The sequence below is a fragment of the Hyphomicrobium sp. genome (genome assembly GCF_003987855.1).
Lineage (GTDB): Bacteria > Pseudomonadota > Alphaproteobacteria > Rhizobiales > Hyphomicrobiaceae > Hyphomicrobium_B.
This window is the reverse complement of record NZ_RXIZ01000007.1, coordinates 165,698-185,667: the sequence shown is the minus strand read 5'-3', so window position 1 is coordinate 185,667 and position 19,970 is coordinate 165,698. Positions and strand designations below refer to the sequence as shown.

The window sequence follows — 19,970 nt, the reverse complement described above, 5'->3', positions numbered from 1 at the left end:
AAGGAGTTGCGCTTATGACTGAAGCCCCCTTCAAGCCTCTTTCTCCGCTGCAGGCCGCAATCGTTCAGGTGACGCCCTTCGAGCAGAATTGCACATTGATCTGGGATGAAGCGACCAAGGTCGGCGCTGTCATTGACCCCGGCGGAGATCTCGAGCGCATCGAGCAGGGGATCAAGGAGATGGGCATAAAGGTCGAGAAGATCCTGCTGACGCACGGCCATATCGATCACGCTGGCGGAGCGGCCGATCTTCGCGATCGTCTAGGCGTCAAGATCGAGGGGCCCCACAAGAACGATGCGCTGCTTCTTGATGCTCTGGAGAGGCAGGGGGCCACTTACGGAATCTCGGGTGTTCGCAACGTGACGCCGGACCGTTGGCTCGACGACGGCGATATGGTGATGGTCGCGGGCCACACCTTCGAAGTCTTTCATTGTCCGGGGCACTCACCGGGATCGGTCGTCTTCTTCGATCGCGCTCAGAGATTTGCGCTGGTCGGAGATGTGCTGTTTCGTGGCTCGATCGGCCGGACGGATTTTCCGTACGGCGATCATGACGCGCTCATATCATCGATCAAGACGAAGCTCTGGCCGCTCGGCGACGATATCGCCTTCATCTGCGGGCATGGACCGCCGAGCCAATTCGGGCAGGAACGGAAAACCAATCCGTTCCTCACCTAAGTTGCCTGCAGAATTTGTGAGGTTCTTAGAACGAGAACGTGTAAGAGCCGCCAAGGCAACCGAATACGCCGCACTCACGGGCGAGTGAACCGTAGCCGCCGTCATCGATCGAGTTGCCGCCCTCGTAAAAATCGATGGTTTGAACGCGCAGCGTTTCTTCGCAGCTTCGACGGCAATACGTCCAGTTCCCGCTGGGAAGCTTGACCTGCCAGCCATTCTGCCCGCGCCGTACGACGCTTCGGATCGAGCCGTTGCCATACCGGCTGAAGGCAGTGATGATTTCTCCGGACTTATAGTTTGTTCTCAAGCGTCCGAGGCTCAGTCCTTCGGCCTGCGTTGGGGCAGCGGCAGAGGTGCCGAGCAACGCGGCGAAAAGAGGAACGAGAGCGAGTGATCGTGCGCGCATGGGAATCTCCTATCTCGACGAAGTGTCGCTGATTCCCGCTATCGCGACATGGAAATGTGGACGCCTTTAAACGATGGCCCGCTCGAAGCTACGGTGACCGAGTGAGAGCCTGAGCCAATCGCAACCGTCATTGAGCCGGTAATGCCGCCGCTGATGGCGAGCGTCATTCGGCTGGGAGTTGCCTTGCCCTGAACGGTGCCCGATTGATTGTACGTTCGCTCTTCCCAGTTACCGCTAACCGATCCATTCGAGTCGACCAGGTTTGCACGTAACTCGAGCTTGGCTGACGCGTTGGCGCAACGGATCGAAAGTCCGAGATTATGAGGGTTGCCGTTGTTGGTGTAGTAGCCCTTGCAACGCAGGCTCTCGCTCTTGCCATCATCAAACCGGGCGGTGCCCGAACCGCTCCACGTGCCAGCGAGTGCGACGAACGGATTGTCCGATTCGGCTTTCACCGGTGTCGTCGAAGTCGTGACAGCCAATGCGATGGCGGCAGCCAACCCTGAGAACGACGCTGCAAGTTTCTGATTGCGCATCACGAAAATCTTCCTTCCCCAGATTGCCCGGCTTCGAAGCGGCGGCATTATTGTCCGATGTCCGCTGATTTGCGAGCCCTATGCATTTAGACCGGCTTCGCGCCCGAATCTGTTGCGAAACGGCGACACTGGATGATTACGTATAGCATGCGACATCGTGATTTATCGCCACGTTAAAATGGCTCTACGATCTGCGACACAGTGGGTGGCGCATCGGACTTCGGATCGTAACGGAAGTCGAGGATCAGGTTGAAGCAGTCCTGCGGCCATGGGTCAGGAAAAGAGCCTGGCTGCCCGCCGAGAAGGGCGGCGATCTCTGGCAGTTTGCCGTGATGCCAGCAGATGACGAGCATCCTGCCGCGGTACTCGACCTTCGAAAAGATCTCGGTCACCAGCGATCTAAACTGCTTGTCCTCGATATGGTATTGCACTTCGAGCCCCAATGCGGCGGCCAGCGGCTTCACCGTCTCGATTGATCTGATGGAGCGTTTGGAACGGGCAGCCGCATAGATGAAGTCGGGGCGGCCGAAGACCTGGGGAATATAGGTGACGAGACGCTCAGCGCGCCGAGCGCCCTCTTCCGAGAGATAAATGTCGTCGGTCTTTCCTGTCTTCTCCGCATGCCGCATCAGAAGGATGCGGCCGGGGCCGCCATCCGGGTGATGCGTCGCCGTAATATCGGAGCGGCCGAGCAAGCTGTTCCACAGCGTGCTCAGCCAGCCGCTTTTGGCGGACGTTATCTGCGAGTTCAGCACCTGACGCCCCTCACGATCTTCGCTCGCGCGCTCAGGCGAGCTTATACGGCTGGGTGAATGAAGAAGCGCCGCGATACGTCAAGCGCGATGTCATAGTCAACGCTGTCGGCTATGGCGCGCTGTTCAAAACGGCTCGATGACGCGCGTTACTTTCGGGGGACTTCCGGAAAACGGATCGTACTGCAGATCGAGGATCAGATTGTAAGCGCTGTCCGGCCAAGGACTGGGATAGCTTCCTCGCGGGGCACCTAGCAATGCCGCCATGGCTGGGAGCTTGCCATGGTGCCAGCAGATGACGACGGTTTTGTTCTTGTAATCGGGGTCGTTGAAGATTTCGTCGACGAGGTCGGGGAATTCCTTGTTCTCGAAATAGTCTTGAACCTTCAGGCCAAGGCTTTCAGCGAGCGGCTTCACCGTTTCGGCTGAGCGATCCGAATGTTTCGATTGGGCGGCGGCCACGATGATGTCGGGCTTGCCGAACGTATCGGGAATATAGGTGACCAGCTGTTTCGCGCGCGCCCACCCGGCTTCGGATAGATCGTCATCATCAGAGTCGACGGATTTATCGGCGTGGCGCATGAGAATGATACGCTTGGGACCGCCGAGATAATGGGGAACAGCGGTGTATTCACGCGCCTTCGCGCGCGCAGGTGTGCAAGGCGACGTGCAGCTCTCGTGGCGCGCAAAGTTCGGGAAGCCAAGCGCGAGCAAGCCGATATGCAATGCATCCGTTGCATCACTGCTCAACTCTGCCGCGAATAGTGGCGCAGCGAACCCTGCGAGCACCAGAAGTGCGGCGACGACGTTCCGGTAGGCGAAGACGTGCAACATGGCTCTTTGCTCCCGCCCGGTTAAACCCAGGTCTCGTCGTTGCGTGGTCTCGGCAGTGGCCGTGGGCGACCGGTGTCGTCGAGCGCCACGAACGTGAAATGCGCCCGTGTCACGCATGTATGAGTTTCACCATCTCGCGGCCGACTCCAAGCCTGAACTTCGAATGTCATCGATGTCCGGCCGCGCTTAACCAGGATTGCCCATACGGTCACCTCGTCCCCGACCTTGACGGGGGAGTGGAAGCTCATGCCTTCCACCGCCACCGTTACACATCGTCCCTTGCTGAGCCGGGCTGCAGCGTTGCCTGCGGCAAGATCCATTTGCGACATGATCCAGCCGCCAAAGATATCACCGGCGGGATTGGTGTCGGCCGGCATGGCTATGGTCCGGATAACGGGTTCGCCGGGCGGGATCGTGAGCGGGTCTCCGGCGCCATTTGCCCCTTGCCCAGCCATTTCGTCCGTCATGCCCCGCAATTCCTCGCTGCTTGCGCGTTTTCGCCCGCTCTGACGGACATTAATCAGGGATCGCCCTGGAGGGCCATGCGCCGGACGGGCGCGCCAGGGCTTCCTGTCCAAAAGCAGTAGGTCGTCAACTCTTGCGCAACCTTCTGGGGGCTAGCCTCGAAAAACGCCGTTCCAATTGATTCGAGCGAGATCGTGCCGTGAAGTGGGCTACCCTTGACCGTGAACTGCTACAGCAACTGGCAGACATCCCCGAGGTGACGTTGAGCGGGTTTTCGGTCCGTGAGGGCCTTGCGGGTACCGGGGTTACAATTCTCAAAGGGCGCGACTATTTCGGCAGCTGGCGTACGGTAGATCGCCAACTCGTGTGGGTACCTTCCAACCTTACGGAACCCGGCCATATCGTCGAGACGGTCGATGAAGCTCTGCGGCAAACGCTCCTGATGATTTTGAAGAGCCTCGAGACCTCGACGCGCAAACCGCCGCGCGCGCTCGCGGGTTGATCTCGCTGAATAAAGAGAATGGCCGCCTCCGAAGAGACGGCCATCCTTTTTTCCAGCCGAGGTCGCCCGACTAGGCGGCGAGCACCGCACGGTCGTGTTTGCCTTCCTCGACCTCTTCGATGATCTTTGCAACAAACGCTTCGAGATCACCGGGGTTGCGGCTTGTGATGATGCCTTCGTCGGCGACCACAGGCTCATCGACCCAATTAGCGCCGGCGTTGAGCATGTCGGTTTTGATAGAGCTATAAGACGTCGCCTTACGCCCACGAACAGCGTTAGCTTCGATTAGCAGCCAAGGCGCGTGGCAGATCGCGGCGACGACCTTACCCTCGGCAAGAAAGGCTTTGATGAGCTTGAGGGCCTCGGGGTTTTGACGAAGCGTATCGGGATTCATCTGGCCGCCAGGAAGTACGATCGCATCGTAAAGCGATGTCGATGCTTCGCTCAATTCGACATCGACCTTGACCGGTTTGCCCCAGTCCTTCTGGTCCCAGCCTATGATGGAATCTTTTTGCTTGCGCTCCTTGGGAGCGGCGACGTGCACGAGCTGCGCGACGGCTTTCAGCTTTTCGCGCGGCACGTCGAGTTCGGATTGCTCGAAGCCGTCAGTCGCGAGAATGAGAATTTTCGCTTTCGAGATCTTTGGCATTGGGCTTCCTCGATTGCTGTACAACCGAGGTATAACTGATGGCGGTCAGCGAGGTTCCCGTGCGAGCGAAATGCCGCTTCGACCAAGCTTATTGTCCGGGTCGACCCGTTTTGCGTGGGCGGCCGCGGCGGGCCTTTTTCTCACCAGGATTATCGAATTCCCGGGTGCGCGTGGGCGTAGTTATGCGAGAGGGCTTCTCGCCCGATTTCACTGGCAAGGACGCATGTGGGCCCATCTCATCGAGCGTTGGCTTATGTGGGCCTGAGATTCTTTCGCCGAACGCGCCGGCTTTTGCCCGACTATCCACTGTTGGCGCGCGCGCGGGAAGAGGACGGTCGGTGCCGGGTCCCATATCGTCCAACGACGGCTTCTTGATACGCGACGTCGACTGCGCATAGGTCGGCTGAACTGGTTCGTACTCTGTCTTGACGCGAGAGCCTTTTGCGGGCGGCACGTTCGCCTTTGGGCCGTATTTTCGGTCGCCGCCGAAACTTCCTGCTTTGTCTTCGATATCCGACTGGCGCGCGAGGGGATCATCGGAGATTGCAAGCTCGGTGTCGCGCAAACGCTTGACCTCATCCCGCAGGCGTGCGGCCGTCTCGAACTCCAGGTCGGCAGCTGCTTCCTTCATGCGCCGTTCCATATCGGCGATGACGGCTTGCAGGTTATGGCCGAGAACCTGCACGTTTTCGCCATCGGCAAGGCCGGCGTCGACCGTGACGTGATCCTGTTCGTAAACTGACTGCAGCACGTCCGAGATGTTCTTTTTCACGCTTTCAGGCGTAATACCGTTGGCTTCGTTCCACGCCACCTGCTTTTCGCGACGGCGGTTTGTTTCGGCTATTGCGCGCTCCATCGAGCCGGTCATCTGATCGGCATAGAGGATGACCTTGCCGTCGACGTTTCGAGCCGCTCGGCCGATCGTCTGGACAAGCGATGTTTCGGAACGAAGGAAGCCTTCCTTGTCGGCGTCAAGGATCGCAACGAGCGCGCACTCTGGGATGTCGAGACCTTCCCGAAGCAAGTTGATGCCGATCAGTACGTCGAAGGCGCCGAGGCGAAGATCGCGGATGATTTCGATGCGTTCGAGCGTTTCGATGTCGGAGTGCATGTAACGAACCCGCACGCCGTTCTCATGCATATATTCCGTCAGGTCTTCGGCCATGCGTTTCGTCAACACGGTGACGAGCGTGCGGTAGCCTTTCTTGGAAACCTGGCGAACTTCGTCCAGGAGATCGTCGACCTGCGATTTGGCCGAGCGAACTTCGACAACAGGATCGATCAGCCCGGTCGGACGAATGACCTGCTCGGCGAAGGCGCCGCCAGTCTGCTCCAGTTCCCAGCTCGCGGGTGTCGCCGAGACGAAGACCGATTGAGGACGCATCGCGTCCCATTCCTCGAAGCGCAGCGGACGATTGTCCATGCACGACGGCAGGCGAAATCCGTATTCGGCGAGCGTCGCCTTGCGCCGGAAGTCGCCGCGGAACATGCCTCCGATCTGTGGAACGGTCACGTGACTTTCGTCGGCGAAAACAAGGGCATTGTCGGGCAGGTATTCGAACAAAGTTGGCGGGGGATCGCCGGGGTTGCGGCCGGTGAGATAGCGTGAATAGTTTTCGATGCCGGCGCACGATCCTGTCGCCTCCATCATCTCCATGTCGAAGGTCGTGCGCTGCTCGAGGCGTTGTGCTTCGAGAAGCTTGCCGGCGCTATAAAGCTCATCGAGCCGTTGCTTCAGCTCGAGCTTGATCGACTTGATAGCCTGCTGCAGAGTCGGCTTTGGCGTGACGTAATGCGAATTCGCGTACAGTTTCACCAGGGCAAGTTCGTCCGTCTTGGTGCCCGTCAGCGGGTCGAATTCGACGATGCTTTCGATCTCATCGCCGAACATCGAGAAGCGCCAGGCGCGATCTTCAAAGTGCGCCGGGAAGACTTCGACGGTATCGCCGCGCACGCGGAACGAGCCACGGACAAAATTCTGATCGTTGCGGCGATAGTGAAGGGCGACAAGGTCAGCCAGCAACTGATCGCGCGAAAGCTGCTCACCGACACGCACGGTGAAGGTCATCGCCGTGTACGTCTCAACAGAGCCGATACCGTAGATGCAAGACACCGAAGCGATGATGATGACATCGTCCCGCTCGAGCAGCGCGCGCGTCGCCGAGTGGCGCATGCGATCGATCTGCTCGTTGATCGAGGATTCCTTCTCGATGTAAGTGTCCGTTCGCGGCACGTATGCTTCGGGCTGGTAGTAGTCGTAGTAGGAGACGAAGTATTCCACCGCGTTGTCGGGGAAGAAGCTCTTGAACTCGCCATAGAGCTGGGCGGCGAGCGTCTTGTTTGGTGCAAGGATGAGCGCTGGGCGTTGCGTTGCCTCGATCACATGCGCCATCGTGAACGTCTTGCCCGAGCCAGTCACGCCGAGGAGCACCTGGTTGTGCTCATTCCTTTTGACGCCCTCGACGAGTTCAGCGATCGCCTGAGGTTGATCGCCTCGGGGTTGGAAGTCTGAGGCGATCTTGAACCTCACGCCGCCTTCGCTCTTCTCCGGACGCTCCGGCCGATGCGGCATGAACATCGGCATGCTGCCGGAGACAATCGGGTGCGTCGCCATGAGTGGCTGCCGGGCGAGCAGCGACTTGGCGCGGTCAGACCGTTCCTCAGGTCGCGTCAGTAGCGCGGTGAGGCTGTCGGTCAGGGTTTCGCCGCCCATCGGTGGCCGCGGGCCTGATTGCCGCAACGCCGGCAGGCTCGGCAGCCCGTTCGCTGAGGTCTTGCCGGAGAAGTCAGCTGGCGCAAAGTATGAACTCGACTCGCCGAATCCAGGCGTACCCGCCTCGGTTTCCATCGGCGGCGCGACGGGCTTTCCCGATTTGCCGCGGGACGGGCGGGGCGCTTTTCCGGCCCCCGGTTTTCGTGGTGGTGATGCCATGAACGGAATATGGCGCGAGGATCAGGTTTGGGGAAGGCCGCACGTCGACAGCATCAAGACGTCTCGTGCCACGGAACTCATATCTGGGCATTTTGAGCCGATTTTAAAGAGCTGTCGGGGCAACTCGCCGGTCTGATCACATTGTCATATGCAGAGCTGTCATCGTCCGCGGTGAGTACCGAAACGCTCCTTACACAGAAGTATGTTCGGTGGACTGCGGACGCATGATAGCGAAACCCGGGCTTATGGGACGCGTTTCAGCTGCGTCACAGGCAGGCCGAGGGTCCGGTACCGTTCATCGAGTGTCTAGCTCGGCGAGAGTATTGAGAAGGACCCTGTCATGGAACACGGAGACCACTATGAATACGACCCGACTGATCGCTGCAGCTGTCGCTGCCACCTTCGTCATTGGCGCCGGTTCGGCGATCGCCGCTGAGAAGGCGCGCACGCCGGAATCGATCGAATGCTCGAAGCAGGCTGATGCCAAGGGCTTGCACGGCAAGGAGCGCAAGTCCTTCCGCGCGAAGTGCAAAGCCGACATGAAGAAGTCCGAGAAGAAATAAGATCGGCCTCACGGCTACTACGAGAACCCCGTCGCTTGCGGCGGGGTTTTTCTTTGCGTGCTGATTGTAGGGTACGCTCTGGTTGGGAAGCGTGGAGCGCTAACATGGCCAAAGTAGCACTGGTCACAGGCGGCAATCGAGGAATCGGGTTTGCGATTGCTGGCGAACTCGCCCGCGTGGGATTGTGCGTGCTCGCCGGTGTGCGCTCAGAGGAGCGTGCGAGAGAGGCCGCTGCTGCGTTCAAGCTCGCTGGACTCTCTGTAAAGCCTGTGGTGCTTGATGTGGCGGACGGCGCAAGCATTTCCAACGACTAGCGCATATTCAAGCAAGCAGCGGTGAGATCGATATCCTCGTCAATAACGCCGCCGTTCTGCTCGACGGTCCGGGCGGCTTCGACGCCAGCTTCTTCGATATGACCGATGATGTCTTTCGGCTGACCTGGGAAACCAATGTCACCGGTCCGGCGGTGCTCATGCGTGCGCTCGTGCCAGGGATGATCGCGCGAGGCTTCGGCCGCGTCGTCAACGTTTCCTCGCGCGCCGGTCAGATGAGCGGAATAGGCAAGGGCTTCCCCGCGTGTCGCGTGTCGAAAGCGGCGCTCAACGCGCTGACGCGAGTCGTTGCGGCGGAGGCGGCGGCATCCGGGGCTGACGTCAAGGTCAATGCATGCTCGCCGGGCTGGGTGAAGACGAGGATGGGCGGATCGGAGGCGGTACGTTCGCCGGACCAAGGAGCCGAAACTCCGGTTTGGCTCGCGACAGCGGGCTCAGATTCTCCGAATGGCGGTTTCTTCGAAGATAAAAAGCCGCTGGCGTGGTGAGCCGCGCCGGGCGGCTCGAACCGGCCAAAAGCTATAGAGTACGGCCCGCGCGTCCGCCCGCAATTACCGGTACGCCGCCCTGCTGAATTTCCATAACGAAACGGACCGGCCGCAAGGATGCGTCTTTCAAGTCTCGTGCGGTCACGAGCACGAAGTGGCTGGGCCCGGATGACGTGTCCGTCTGGGTGATTTGGGGGGCAAAATCGGAAACCGTCGAAACCTCAAGGGTTCGGCGAACGCCGCCAAGATTCATCGAGATCTGATCACCGACAGATACGGTCTTGGTGATCGGCGCCGAGCCGTCACGCATGGCGGAGAGCCAGAAATCCTCGGAGCCGGAAACAGGCGCCTTCGCATCAGCCAATTCTTTGGCCGGGGTGCCAGCTTGGATGGCGTGATGATCCAACGCCACCTCGAAGCTCGACCGAAGCACTGTCTCGCTACTTGTAAATAGCAACGCTCCAGCGGCCCCAAGAAGCGCTGTTCCGACGATCAGGCCCAGCAGAGGCGAGCGCGTTACTTCCTGCTTCGTCATGCTTCGGTCTCCAGCATTCCTATCAGGGGCAGCAAATCAGCGAGAATGTCGATTTACTGTCACCAGACCTACAAATTAGATTACGGCATTTCAATAGCGCCGGATCCCTTGGTGAGGAGATCACCCCCATCTTGGAGTGGAGATCTTTTTGCTCGGGGTCGCATATGCCCGCTTCAAGTGCCGGACAACCGCCAAGTTTAAGGCGGTCATCATTGAAAATGCAACTCCAAGTAGCAGCCAGGCGGCCGTAGAACTTGTATGGCGGAACACCGCGTCGGCGGGCGACGTGGCTGTCGCAATCTGAACGAGAGGCAGGGGAGCCGGTTCCGCTACCGCTTTTGCTACAGCTGGCTGCGGGGCTGCCTGCGCAACTCCAGTGAACGCTGCCGGCATGATGCCTGCCTTGGCATGCGTGCAGATGATCGCCGAGCTCACGAGAGTGAAGATCACGCCCGCCATTGCCGCGTCGACGAGTGGCCGAAACACAAGGCCCCCATGTCTCGATCGCTTCGCCCCGAGCTTATGGTGCTTCGAAGCATCCGGCTTGGCGCTTACTCGCATCGTCTCAATCCCTCCCGCGTGGCATTGAAATTGGTAGTGACATCCCGTTAAGGCAAAGTTGACCCTCGCTTCTTGGCAGACGTTGGTTCGGAATGTGGCGCGCAGAGATCAAAATCGCTTCGGATGCATTCCCTCTCGTATTTGTTGCGCAGGCGCATCAAGTCAGCCGCGCTACGACGCCATGAGAGGCCTGCAAAACGCCGTCTTGCGGCGTGCTGGCATTGGAATTAGGGTCCGCGCCGCTTATCTCGCCCATGCGAGAAAGATCGTCTCACCTCGATTACAGGCCACATAGATCATGGGCTTCATCGCCGACAGTCTGAACCGCATCCAACCCTCTGCTACGATCGCCGTCTCGACCAAAGCGCGCCAACTGAAGGCGCAGGGTCGCGACATCGTCTCGCTTTCGGCAGGCGAGCCGGATTTCGATACGCCGCAGAACATCAAGGATGCCGCGAAGCGGGCGCTCGACGAGGGTAAGACGAAATATACCGATGTCGACGGCATCCCTGAGCTCAAGGCGGCGATCGTCGCGAAGTTCAAGCGCGACAACGGACTTGATTACAAACCGAGCCAAGTGTCCGTCGGCACAGGCGGCAAGCAGGTTCTCTATAATGCGTTGCTGGCGACGCTGAACCCTGGCGACGAGGTCGTCATTCCCGCTCCGTGCTGGGTGTCCTATGCGGACATCGTGCTGCTCGGCGGCGGCAAACCAGTGTTTGCCGAAACCACGATCGAGAACGGTTACAAGCTGACGGCGGAAGCGCTCGACAAGGCGATCACCGCGAAGACGAAGTGGTTTATCTTCAACTCGCCGTCCAACCCAACCGGTACAGCGTATTCCGCCGCCGACCTTAAGGTCATCACCGATGTTCTCGTTCGGCATCCGCACGTGTGGGTGCTGACCGACGATATGTACGAGCATCTGCTCTACGACGGCCTTGAGTTTGCTACGCCCGCGCAAGTCGAGCCGAAGCTCTACGAGCGCACGTTGACGATGAATGGCTTGTCGAAAGCCTATTGCATGACGGGTTGGCGTCTCGGCTATGCCGCGGGGCCGGAGGTCCTAATAAATGCGATGCGCAAGCTGCAGTCGCAATCGACGTCTAACCCTTCATCGATCGTGCAGTGGGCGGGTGTCGAAGCCTTGAACGGGCCGCAGGATTTCATCGCAGCCCACAACAAGATCTTCGTTGAGCGGCGTGACCTCGTCGTCAGCATGCTCAATCAAGCCAAAGGCATCCAGTGTCCGAAGCCGCAAGGCGCGTTCTACGTCTACCCGAGCATCAAGGCCGCCATTGGCAAAACGAGCAAGGGCGGGACGGTAATCAAATCGGACGAGGACTTCGTTACGGCGCTCTTGGAAGAAGAAGGCGTCGCGGTAGTCCACGGCGCAGCATTCGAAGGATCGCCTTCGTTCCGGGTTTCGTATGCTGCATCGACGGAGTCATTGAAGGACGCCTGCACCCGCATACAGCGCTTTTGCGGGAACCTCTCTTGAAAACAAAAAAGCGCGCGATCGCTTCGCGCGCTTCGAACTCATCGACGGTATAGGCCCCGCTAGGCTGGCGTTGCGCCGTGATGAACGAACCGGCCGGCAAACCAATCCCATGCGTGGGCGACGAGGCCGGTCAGCGGCTTGCCATCGACCGCAGGCACTACGGGACGCCAGATCGCAATGGCGGTCGCGGGCTGCGACTTGAATTCGAAAACAGTCGGCTTTGCGCCGAATGCTTCGGGCAGCTGCTCTTCGGCGGCCATGACGTATCCGGCAGCGTTGGCTGCGGACATCAATGTTTCGATACTCATAACCTTGCCTCGCATTTCTGAGCCATTTTCCCTCTGGCCCATTCCGAATTCCTCGCCAGTGCCCTTGGAACGCGCGAAACATCGGAAGAGTTCACAATGCGACGAATATAAAGTTATTCAAGTTATTTTTCGCTTGCGAACCTCGTTCGACAAACTCAAGCCGCAAACTAGTTTCGGCGGCGCAAAATAAATCTTCCGCGGAACGTCGAAATATCGCGTTGCAATAGATCAAATTCACGAAAGTGTGTGCGGCCAAGCTCATTGTGCCGCCTGCTCTTTGGAGCGAGCATCCATGTGCCGCTCTCTTCCGAGGTGCGGGGTGCGGCCGATCAAGGCTGCGCGCCTCGCAAACGGAGGCAATCATGACAAGTTCAGATGGCCCTAAAGGCGGAAATGGCACTCAAAGCGGCAGAGGTGGGGTCCGGGGCGCACGATGCGTCGCGCTCATCGGGCCCTTCGCAAGCGGTAAGACAACTCTCCTGGAAGCCATCCTCGCACGCGCCGGCGCCATTCAGCGGGCTGGGTCTATTGCAGCAAAAACCACCGTCGGCGACAGCGCCCCGGAGGCACGCGATCACGTCATGAGCGTCAATCTTAACGTCGCCGACGTGTCGTTTCTCGGGGATCAATTCACCTTCATAGATTGTCCGGGCTCGATCGAATTTGCACACGAGGGAGCGCTTGCGCTGCCAGCCTGCGATATGGCGGTTGTCGTCTGCGAAGCCGATCCCAAGCGTGTGGCTGCGCTGCAGGTCATCCTCAAGCAGCTGGAAGATGCCAACGTTCCGCACCTCCTATTCCTGAACAAGATCGATGCGTCGTCGATCCCGGTTCACGAGGTTATTCCCAGCCTGCAGCCCGCGAGCGCAAGGCCGCTCGTATTGCGGCAAATTCCGATTTGGGAAAACGGCATTGCAACGGGCTTCGTCGATCTCGCGTCCGAGCGCGCGTACGTCTATCGGGAGCATGCGTCGAGCAAGATCATCGAACTTCCCTCCGCGATCGCCGCGCGCGAGAAGGAAGCGCGTTTCGAAATGCTGGAAAAGCTCGCCGATTACGATGACGAGCTGATGGAGCAGCTGCTCGTCGACATACCGCCGCCGAACGATCGCGTGTTTGATGACCTCACCAAAGAACTGAGAGATGGCGTGATCTGCCCGGTATTGATCGGCTCTGCCGAGCACGGGCATGGCATCCTGCGTCTCTTGAAAGCGCTGCGCCACGAGTGCCCGTCCGTCGAGGACACGGCGAAGCGACTGAAGCTCAATGGGGAGAAGTCTGCGGCTTACGTGTTCAAGAGCGTGCATACGAAGGCGGGCGGTAAGTTGTCGTTGGCGCGTGTGTTCGCCGGAGAAATCGCCGATGGCGCGACAGTGACCGGTGCGCAGGGCGAAGAAGAGCGAGTGGCGGGCGTCTTTGCCGTGCGCGGCGAGGAAACCACCAAGAGAAGCACGGCAAAGGCCGGAGAAACAGTCGCGCTGGGCCGGCTCGATTCCATTCATTCGGGCGAAACCATCGCGGTCGGAAAGGCGGCTGCAACTCAGGTCGCGGCTCCGAAGGCGCCGCAGCCGGCTCTCGCCATCGGCCTTGGTCTCAAAGATCGAAAAGACGAGGTGAAACTATCCTCGGCAGTTGCCAAGCTCATCGACGAAGATCCTTCGCTGACGCTCGAGCACAATGCGGAGATGCATCAGATCCTGCTTCACGGTCAGGGCGAGATGCACCTGCGTGTGGCGCTCGAACGGCTGATGCGAAAGTACGGCATCGACGTCACGCGAGAAAAACGCCGCGTGGGATACAAGGAGACGATCCGATCGGCGACGGAAATCCGCGCCCGGCATAAGAAGCAGTCGGGCGGTCATGGGCAGTTCGGTGATGTGAAGCTCGACATCAAGCCTCTGCCGCGCTCAGGCGGCGTGATATTCGATGAGACGATCACCGGCGGCGTTATCCCGAAGAACTTCATCCCTTCAGTCGAGATTGGTGTCCGGGATTATCTCGCGGAAGGGCCGTTGGGTTTTCCGGTGGTCGATGTTGCGGTGACATTGACGGATGGCTCCTATCATTCCGTCGATTCCTCCGACATGGCTTTCCGTCAGGCAGGGCGATTGGCGATGACGGAGGGGATGCCGAAATGCAATCCCGTGCTGCTCGAACCGATCATGGCGGTTTCGATTGCGGTGCCGTCGGAAGCGAACGCGCGCATCAACAGCATCATCTCCCAGCGGCGCGGACAAATTTTAGGTTTCGACGCGCGGCCCGGCTGGCCGGGGTGGGATGTGATCGAGGCCCACATCCCCGAAGCCGAGATGGACAGCCTGATTATTGACCTTCGCTCCGCGACGGCGGGCGTCGGCTCGTTCACTTTTGGGTTCGACCATCTCTCCGAAGTCAGCGGTCGGCTGCGGGATCAGGTCCTGGCAGCGAGCCGCGCGGCAGCGGAGTAGTGACACGGTGACGTCATCCTCGGCCACCGGGGATGACGCTCGTTCGAGACCGGTCAGCCGGCGTCGCCGCCACCGCTCGCGACGCTCGGGGCGGCACCCTTCGGCGCGACCTTGTGCTGATTTTGGACCGCAGCCTGCTTCAACGGCGACTTCGGTCCCTTGAAGTAGGACGCCATCGCCTCAAGGAAGAGCGGCGAAAAGCCGTCTCCGCCCTCGTCGAGATATTTTTTCAGATCATCGCGCATCCGCGGTTCCCAGAAATTGTGGATGTGCATGGCAATGCCATCCAAAGCTTCCTGCTTCGGATATGTGCCAAAATATGCAGCGATCTGATTGGCCATGCGGACGAGGTCGGAGCTTTTCATAATTGACCGATTTCTGGAGCTTTATTGTTCAGGGATTGAAGACGACGGGGCCACCGGGACCGAGGGCCGCGAGGAAGAGGCGGGCGTTCGTTGCAAGTTCGAGAGCGAGCGCAGTCGGGGCCGACACGGTGACCAGCGCACCTATGCCTGCCGTCACCGTCTTCTGCACGAGTTCGAAGCTGCAGCGGCTCGTCATCAGGACGAACCCATTGTCGCGGTCAATCGACCGGCTGTAGAGCGCACCGATCAGCTTATCGAGAGCGTTATGGCGGCCGACGTCCTCGCGGACGAGCATGATGTCGCCGTCCTTTGTTACCCATGCCGCTCCGTGAACCGAGCGGTTGAACTGGTTCATCGGTTGGTGGTCGCCCAAGCTTTTGGCAGCACGACGGATCGCTTCAGCTGACGGCGACCATGTCCGCGACAAAGGGCTTAGCGGACGCACCGCCGATTGGATGTCTTCGACGCCGCACAGTCCGCAGCCAGTCCGCGCCTCGATTGTCCGGCGCGACAGGCGGGATGCGTCGATGGCCTCGTCAGGCACGGCGACGTCTACCGCCATACCGCCTTCCACGGGCATCACGAGGATACCCTGGATCTTGCGCGGATCGGGTACGATGCCTTCGCCGACGAGAAAACCCACTGCGAAGTCACGCAAGTCCGCAGGCGTCGACATCATCACGGTGTAAGGCACCGAGTTGAGTTGCAATGCGACGGGCGTTTCCTCAGGCAATTGCCAGGTGATCGACTGCGGCCCAGAAGCAGTCATCAGATCTCCGGTGGCGGCACGCGAACAGAAGTCCGCGCCGCCCTGAGACTGAGTTACCGCTTTGGGCACGATATTCATTGCAGTCGAAACTCCGGGTGCCGACGACAGGATTACTCCGCCGGCTCCAGCTTCTTTTCCTTGGCGATCCGCTTATTCTCGAATTCGCGCTCCTGCCACTCCTCCTGCCATTCGGAAGGATGGTTGGAGACGTTCACCTGCACGGCCGTCACCTTGTACTCCGGACAGTTGGTCGCCCAATCGGAGTTTTCGGTGGTGATGACGTTCGCGCCGGTCACCGGATGGTGGAAGGTCGTGTAGACAACGCCCTGCGGCATGCGGTCGGAAACCTTTGCCGTCAGCGTGGTGGCGCCGACGCGGCTCGCGAGCGAGACCTTCATTCCGGTCTTGATACCGCGAACTTCCGCGTCGTGCGGATGGAGCTCGAGGATGTCCTCGGGATGCCACGCGACGTTTTCGGTGCGCCGCGTCTGAGCCCCGACGTTGTACTGCGACAGGATTCGTCCCGTCGTCAGAATGAGCGGGAAGTTGCGGTTGGTCCGCTCCGCAGTCGGGACAAACCCCGTCAGCATGAAGCGACCCTTGCCGCGCGTGAACTCATCGGTATGCATGACGGGAGTTCCCGTCGGATGCTCGTCATTGCAAGGCCATTGGATCGAACCCAGTTCGTCTATCCGATCGAACGATACGCCCTGGAACGTCGGTGTAACGCGGGCGATTTCGTCCATGATCTCGGCCGCCGAATTGTAATGCATCGGATGGCCCATCGCGGTCGATATGCGCGAGACGACTTCCCACTCGGCCATGCCCTGCTTCTCACGCATGACCTTGCGGACGCGATTGATGCGACGCTCGGCATTCGTGAACGTGCCGTCCTTTTCCAGGAATGATGTGCCCGGCAGGAAGACGTGAGCAAAGGCCGCTGTCTCATTCAGGAAGAGATCCTGGACGATGACGATGTCCATGGACTCTAGTGCGTGCTCGACGTGATGGGTGTTCGGGTCCGACTGGGCAATGTCTTCGCCCTGGATGAAAATGCCCATGAACGTGCCGTCGGAAGCAGCGTCGAACATGTTGGGAATGCGCAAGCCCGGATCAGGATCGAGCTTCGTGCCCCATTCCTTCTCGAAGATCGAACGGACTTCGTTATTGGAGACGTGACGGTACCCCGGCAGTTCGTGCGGGAAGGAACCCATATCGCATGAGCCCTGCACGTTGTTCTGGCCACGCAGTGGGTTCACGCCGACGCCTTCGCGGCCGACGTTGCCTGTCGCCATCGCGATGTTGGCCATCGCCATGACCATCGTCGAGCCTTGGCTGTGTTCGGTGACGCCGAGGCCATAGTAGATTGCCGAGTTGCCGCCGGTGGCAAACAGGCGAGCTGCTTCACGAACCATCTGCGCCGGGACGCCGGTGATGTGCTCGGTCGCCTCAGGAGAGTTCTCCGGGCGCTTGATGAATTCTTCCCAGCGATAGAAATCGGCTGGTTCGCAGCGGCGCTTGACGAACTTCGTGTCGATGAGGTTCTCGGTGGCGATGACATGGCCGATCGCATTCATGATCGCCACGTTCGTCGAGGGCTGCAGCTGCAGATGATAAGCCGCCTCAACGTGGGGCGAGCGCACAATATCGGTGCGGCGCGGATCGATGACGATCAGCTTGGCGCCCTCGCGAATTCGCTTCTTCATACGCGAGCCGAACACGGGGTGACCGTCGGTCGGGTTGGCGCCGACGACCATGATGACATCGGTCTTGTCGATGCTGCGGAAATCCTGCGTGCCTGCCGATTCACCGAAGGTCTGTTTCAGACCGTAGCCGGTCGGCGAGTGGCAAACACGGGCGCAGGTGTCGATGTTGTTGGTGCGGAACGCGCCGCGGACCATGCGTTGGACGGCATAGACTTCTTCATTGGTGGTGCGCGATGACGTGATGCCACCGATGGAATCCTTGCCATATTTTTCCTGCGTCGCCTTCAGGCGGCTCGCGGCGTAGTTGATGGCCTCATCCCAAGACACGACCTGCCAGGGATCGGTGATCTTCTCGCGGATCATCGGCGTCAGCACGCGATCCTTATGCGTGGCATAACCGAATGCGAACCGGCCTTTGACGCACGAATGTCCTTCGTTCGCGCCGCCGTCCTTGTACGGCATCATGCGAACGACTTCTTCGCCGCGCATCTCGGCCTTGAACGAGCAGCCCACGCCGCAGTAGGCGCAGGTCGTGACCAGAGAGTGCTCGGGCTGGCCGTGGTCGAGTACGGACTTTTCGATCAGTGTCGCAGTCGGGCAGGCCTGAACGCAGGCCCCGCACGAGACGCATTCGGAGGAGAGGAATTCTTCGTCCATGCCGGCGGATACGTGGGAGGCAAATCCCCTGCCATCGATCGTCAGCGCGAATGTGCCCTGAACTTCTTCGCAGGCGCGGACGCAACGCGAGCATACGATGCACTTGGACGGATCGAACTGAAAGTAGGGGTTCGACTTGTCCTTTGCCTTGAACAGCTCGTTGGCTTCGCCGTCTTTGGTTCGGGCGAAGACGTGGTTCTCGCCATCGTAGCCGTAGCGAACTTCGCGAAGGCCGACGGCGCCGGCCATATCCTGGAGCTCGCAATCGCCGTTGGCGCCGCAGGTCAGGCAGTCCAGCGGATGGTCGGAGATGTAGAGCTCCATCACGCCGCGGCGAAGGTTGGCGAGGCGCGCGTTCTGGGTCGTGACCTTGATGCCAGGCGCGACCGGCGTGGTGCAGGAGGCGGGCGTGCCTTTACGGCCTTCGATCTCGCAGAGACACAAACGGCACGAGCCCCAGGGGTCGAGGCTATCCGTGGCGCAGAGCTTAGGGATTTGGATGCCGAGCTGCATCGCTGCGTTCATGATCGACGTGCCGTCCGGCACCGTGATCTCACGACCGTCGATCTCGAGCGTCACCATCTTGGCGGCTTCGTGCATCTCCGGCGTCGGGGTGCCGTAATCCGTCTCTTTAATGAGGCTCATCGGCTTTACATGATGGTTCATCGAGCGTCCTCTTTGAGGTCAGCTGATCCTGAATCTACTCTGCTGCGTCGGCGAGAAACTTGTTCGGCGACGGCTTGTGAAAGTCTTCCGGGAAGCCGCGAAGCGCGCTCATGACGGGGAAGGGGGTTAGACCTCCCATCGCGCAAAGCGAGCCATCGGCCATTGTCACGCACAAATCCTGCAGTAGCGCCAAGTTCTTGGTCCGGTCGACGTCATCGATGATGCGATCGATCACCTCGACGCCGCGGGTCGATCCGATGCGGCAGGGCGTGCACTTGCCGCAACTCTCGATCGCGCAGAACTCCATCGCGAAACGCGCCTGTTGAGCCATATCGACAGTGTCGTCGAAAACGACAAGGCCGCCGTGGCCCACCATGGCGTCAACCTTGGCAAATTCCTCGTAGTCCATCGGCACGTCGAACTTCGATTCCGGTATGTAGGCGCCGAGAGGGCCGCCAACCTGAACCGCGCGTACGGGACGTCCCGTTGCTGTGCCGCCGCCCCAATCCTCGATCAGCTGACGTGTCGTGACGCCAAATGCCTTCTCGACCAAGCCGCCCTGCTTAATGTTGCCGGCGAGTTGGAACGCCAGTGTGCCACGCGAGCGACCAACGCCGTAGTTCTTATAAAACTCGCCGCCTTTCGCCATGATGATCGGCACCGCGGCGAAGCTCATCACGTTGTTGATGATGCTAGGCTTGCCAAACAGACCTTCGATAGCAGGGATCGGTGGCTTGTAACGCACAATTCCGCGCTTGCCTTCGATGCTTTCAAGCATCGAGGTTTCCTCGCCGCAAATATATGCGCCGGCGCCCATGCGAACATAAAGCTCGAAAGAGTATTTTGTTCCCTGGATGTGGTCGCCGAGCCAGTTTGCCTTGCGGGCAATTTCAATGGCTTCGCGCAGGACGTGGACCGAATGAGGGTATTCCGAACGAACGTAGATATATCCCTTGGTGGCCCCGCCAGCGACGGCGGCGATCGTCATGCCTTCGATGAGACAGAACGGATCGCCTTCCATCAGCATGCGGTCGGCAAAGGTGCCGCTATCGCCCTCGTCGGCGTTGCAGACGACGTACTTCTCCGCGCCTGGCAGGTCGTGAACGGTTTTCCACTTGATGCCGGTCGGGAAACCTGCGCCACCACGGCCGCGCAGACCGGAGTTCGTAACTTCCGTCACGATGTCGATGGGGGCCATATCGAGGGCTTTCGAAAGTCCCTCAAACCCGCCATGGGCGCGATAATCTTCGATAGAAAGCGGATCGGTGATACCGCAGCGGGCGAATGTCAGCCGTTCCTGATTCTTGAAGTACGGGATT

18 protein-coding genes and 1 pseudogene are annotated in these 19,970 nt (G+C 59.7%); 6 read left to right on the top strand and 13 right to left on the bottom strand.

The window, feature by feature from the left end:
• The first annotated feature begins 14 nt into the window (after positions 1 to 14).
• On the top strand, positions 15 to 677 hold the full coding sequence (locus EKK30_RS06185; RefSeq protein ID WP_290981825.1) for an MBL fold metallo-hydrolase: 663 nt from the start codon (positions 15 to 17) through the stop codon (positions 675 to 677).
• Between the two features lie 25 nt (positions 678 to 702).
• Here the strand turns inward: EKK30_RS06185 and EKK30_RS06180 are convergent, their stop codons facing one another.
• The 5 genes from EKK30_RS06180 to EKK30_RS06160 all read right to left on the bottom strand — a co-directional run bounded on the left by EKK30_RS06180 (position 703) and on the right by EKK30_RS06160 (position 3,660).
• The gene (locus tag EKK30_RS06180; RefSeq protein ID WP_290981822.1) at positions 703 to 1,083 is read right to left on the bottom strand and encodes a hypothetical protein; all 381 of its coding nucleotides are present in this window, start codon (positions 1,081 to 1,083) and stop codon (positions 703 to 705) included.
• A gap of 38 nt (positions 1,084 to 1,121) precedes the next feature.
• Positions 1,122 to 1,619 (bottom strand): hypothetical protein, encoded by a 498-nt coding sequence (locus EKK30_RS06175; protein ID WP_290981820.1) that lies wholly within the window; start codon positions 1,617 to 1,619, stop codon positions 1,122 to 1,124.
• Between the two features lie 173 nt (positions 1,620 to 1,792).
• Positions 1,793 to 2,374 (bottom strand): histidine phosphatase family protein, encoded by a 582-nt coding sequence (locus tag EKK30_RS06170; protein WP_290981817.1) that lies wholly within the window; start codon positions 2,372 to 2,374, stop codon positions 1,793 to 1,795.
• 123 nt (positions 2,375 to 2,497) lie between these two features.
• The gene (locus EKK30_RS06165) at positions 2,498 to 3,205 is read right to left on the bottom strand and encodes a histidine phosphatase family protein (protein ID WP_290981814.1); all 708 of its coding nucleotides are present in this window, start codon (positions 3,203 to 3,205) and stop codon (positions 2,498 to 2,500) included.
• Between the two features lie 20 nt (positions 3,206 to 3,225).
• Entirely contained in the window at positions 3,226 to 3,660 is a 435-nt protein-coding gene (locus EKK30_RS06160; RefSeq protein ID WP_290982512.1) for an acyl-CoA thioesterase, read from the bottom strand.
• 209 nt (positions 3,661 to 3,869) lie between these two features.
• Between EKK30_RS06160 and EKK30_RS06155 the strand changes: the two genes are divergently transcribed.
• Entirely contained in the window at positions 3,870 to 4,172 is a 303-nt protein-coding gene (locus EKK30_RS06155) for a hypothetical protein (protein ID WP_290981811.1), read from the top strand.
• Positions 4,173 to 4,242: 70 nt separating this feature from the next.
• Here EKK30_RS06155 and EKK30_RS06150 read toward each other — a convergent pair whose 3' ends face one another.
• The gene (locus EKK30_RS06150; protein WP_290981808.1) at positions 4,243 to 4,821 is read right to left on the bottom strand and encodes a type 1 glutamine amidotransferase domain-containing protein; all 579 of its coding nucleotides are present in this window, start codon (positions 4,819 to 4,821) and stop codon (positions 4,243 to 4,245) included.
• A gap of 88 nt (positions 4,822 to 4,909) precedes the next feature.
• Positions 4,910 to 7,753 carry an excinuclease ABC subunit UvrB gene (uvrB, locus tag EKK30_RS06145; RefSeq protein WP_290981805.1) on the bottom strand — a complete coding sequence of 948 codons (2,844 nt, stop codon included), beginning with the start codon at positions 7,751 to 7,753 and terminating at the stop codon, positions 4,910 to 4,912.
• Between the two features lie 359 nt (positions 7,754 to 8,112).
• On the opposite strand from uvrB, the gene EKK30_RS06140 reads away from it, so the two are divergent.
• Both EKK30_RS06140 and EKK30_RS06135 read left to right on the top strand, forming a co-directional pair.
• Positions 8,113 to 8,316, top strand: a complete 204-nt coding sequence (locus EKK30_RS06140) for a PsiF family protein (RefSeq protein ID WP_290981802.1) — start codon at positions 8,113 to 8,115, stop codon at positions 8,314 to 8,316.
• A gap of 104 nt (positions 8,317 to 8,420) precedes the next feature.
• A pseudogene (locus tag EKK30_RS06135) lies at positions 8,421 to 9,136 on the top strand (SDR family NAD(P)-dependent oxidoreductase).
• 31 nt (positions 9,137 to 9,167) lie between these two features.
• Here the strand turns inward: EKK30_RS06135 and EKK30_RS06130 are convergent.
• The gene (locus EKK30_RS06130) at positions 9,168 to 9,671 is read right to left on the bottom strand and encodes a hypothetical protein (protein ID WP_290981799.1); all 504 of its coding nucleotides are present in this window, start codon (positions 9,669 to 9,671) and stop codon (positions 9,168 to 9,170) included.
• A gap of 859 nt (positions 9,672 to 10,530) precedes the next feature.
• Here EKK30_RS06130 and EKK30_RS06125 point away from each other — a divergent pair.
• A complete protein-coding gene (locus EKK30_RS06125; protein WP_290981796.1) occupies positions 10,531 to 11,733 on the top strand; it encodes a pyridoxal phosphate-dependent aminotransferase in 1,203 nt (400 codons plus the stop codon).
• A gap of 59 nt (positions 11,734 to 11,792) precedes the next feature.
• Here EKK30_RS06125 and EKK30_RS06120 read toward each other — a convergent pair whose 3' ends face one another.
• A complete protein-coding gene (locus EKK30_RS06120) occupies positions 11,793 to 12,041 on the bottom strand; it encodes a hypothetical protein (RefSeq protein ID WP_290981793.1) in 249 nt (82 codons plus the stop codon).
• A gap of 362 nt (positions 12,042 to 12,403) precedes the next feature.
• On the opposite strand from EKK30_RS06120, the gene EKK30_RS06115 reads away from it, so the two are divergent.
• Positions 12,404 to 14,488 carry an elongation factor G gene (locus tag EKK30_RS06115; protein WP_290981790.1) on the top strand — a complete coding sequence of 695 codons (2,085 nt, stop codon included), beginning with the start codon at positions 12,404 to 12,406 and terminating at the stop codon, positions 14,486 to 14,488.
• Positions 14,489 to 14,541: 53 nt separating this feature from the next.
• Here the strand turns inward: EKK30_RS06115 and EKK30_RS06110 are convergent, their stop codons facing one another.
• From EKK30_RS06110 to EKK30_RS06095, 4 genes are all read right to left on the bottom strand, one after another.
• Positions 14,542 to 14,853 carry a formate dehydrogenase subunit delta gene (locus EKK30_RS06110; protein WP_290981787.1) on the bottom strand — a complete coding sequence of 104 codons (312 nt, stop codon included), beginning with the start codon at positions 14,851 to 14,853 and terminating at the stop codon, positions 14,542 to 14,544.
• 28 nt (positions 14,854 to 14,881) lie between these two features.
• The gene (gene fdhD, locus EKK30_RS06105; protein WP_290981784.1) at positions 14,882 to 15,700 is read right to left on the bottom strand and encodes a formate dehydrogenase accessory sulfurtransferase FdhD; all 819 of its coding nucleotides are present in this window, start codon (positions 15,698 to 15,700) and stop codon (positions 14,882 to 14,884) included.
• A 32-nt stretch (positions 15,701 to 15,732) separates the two neighbouring features.
• Positions 15,733 to 18,630 (bottom strand): formate dehydrogenase subunit alpha, encoded by a 2,898-nt coding sequence (gene fdhF, locus EKK30_RS06100; protein WP_290982509.1) that lies wholly within the window; start codon positions 18,628 to 18,630, stop codon positions 15,733 to 15,735.
• 55 nt (positions 18,631 to 18,685) lie between these two features.
• Positions 18,686 to 19,970, bottom strand: a 1,285-nt coding sequence (locus EKK30_RS06095) for an NADH-quinone oxidoreductase subunit F (protein ID WP_290981781.1), incomplete at its 5' end; no start/stop codon positions are given.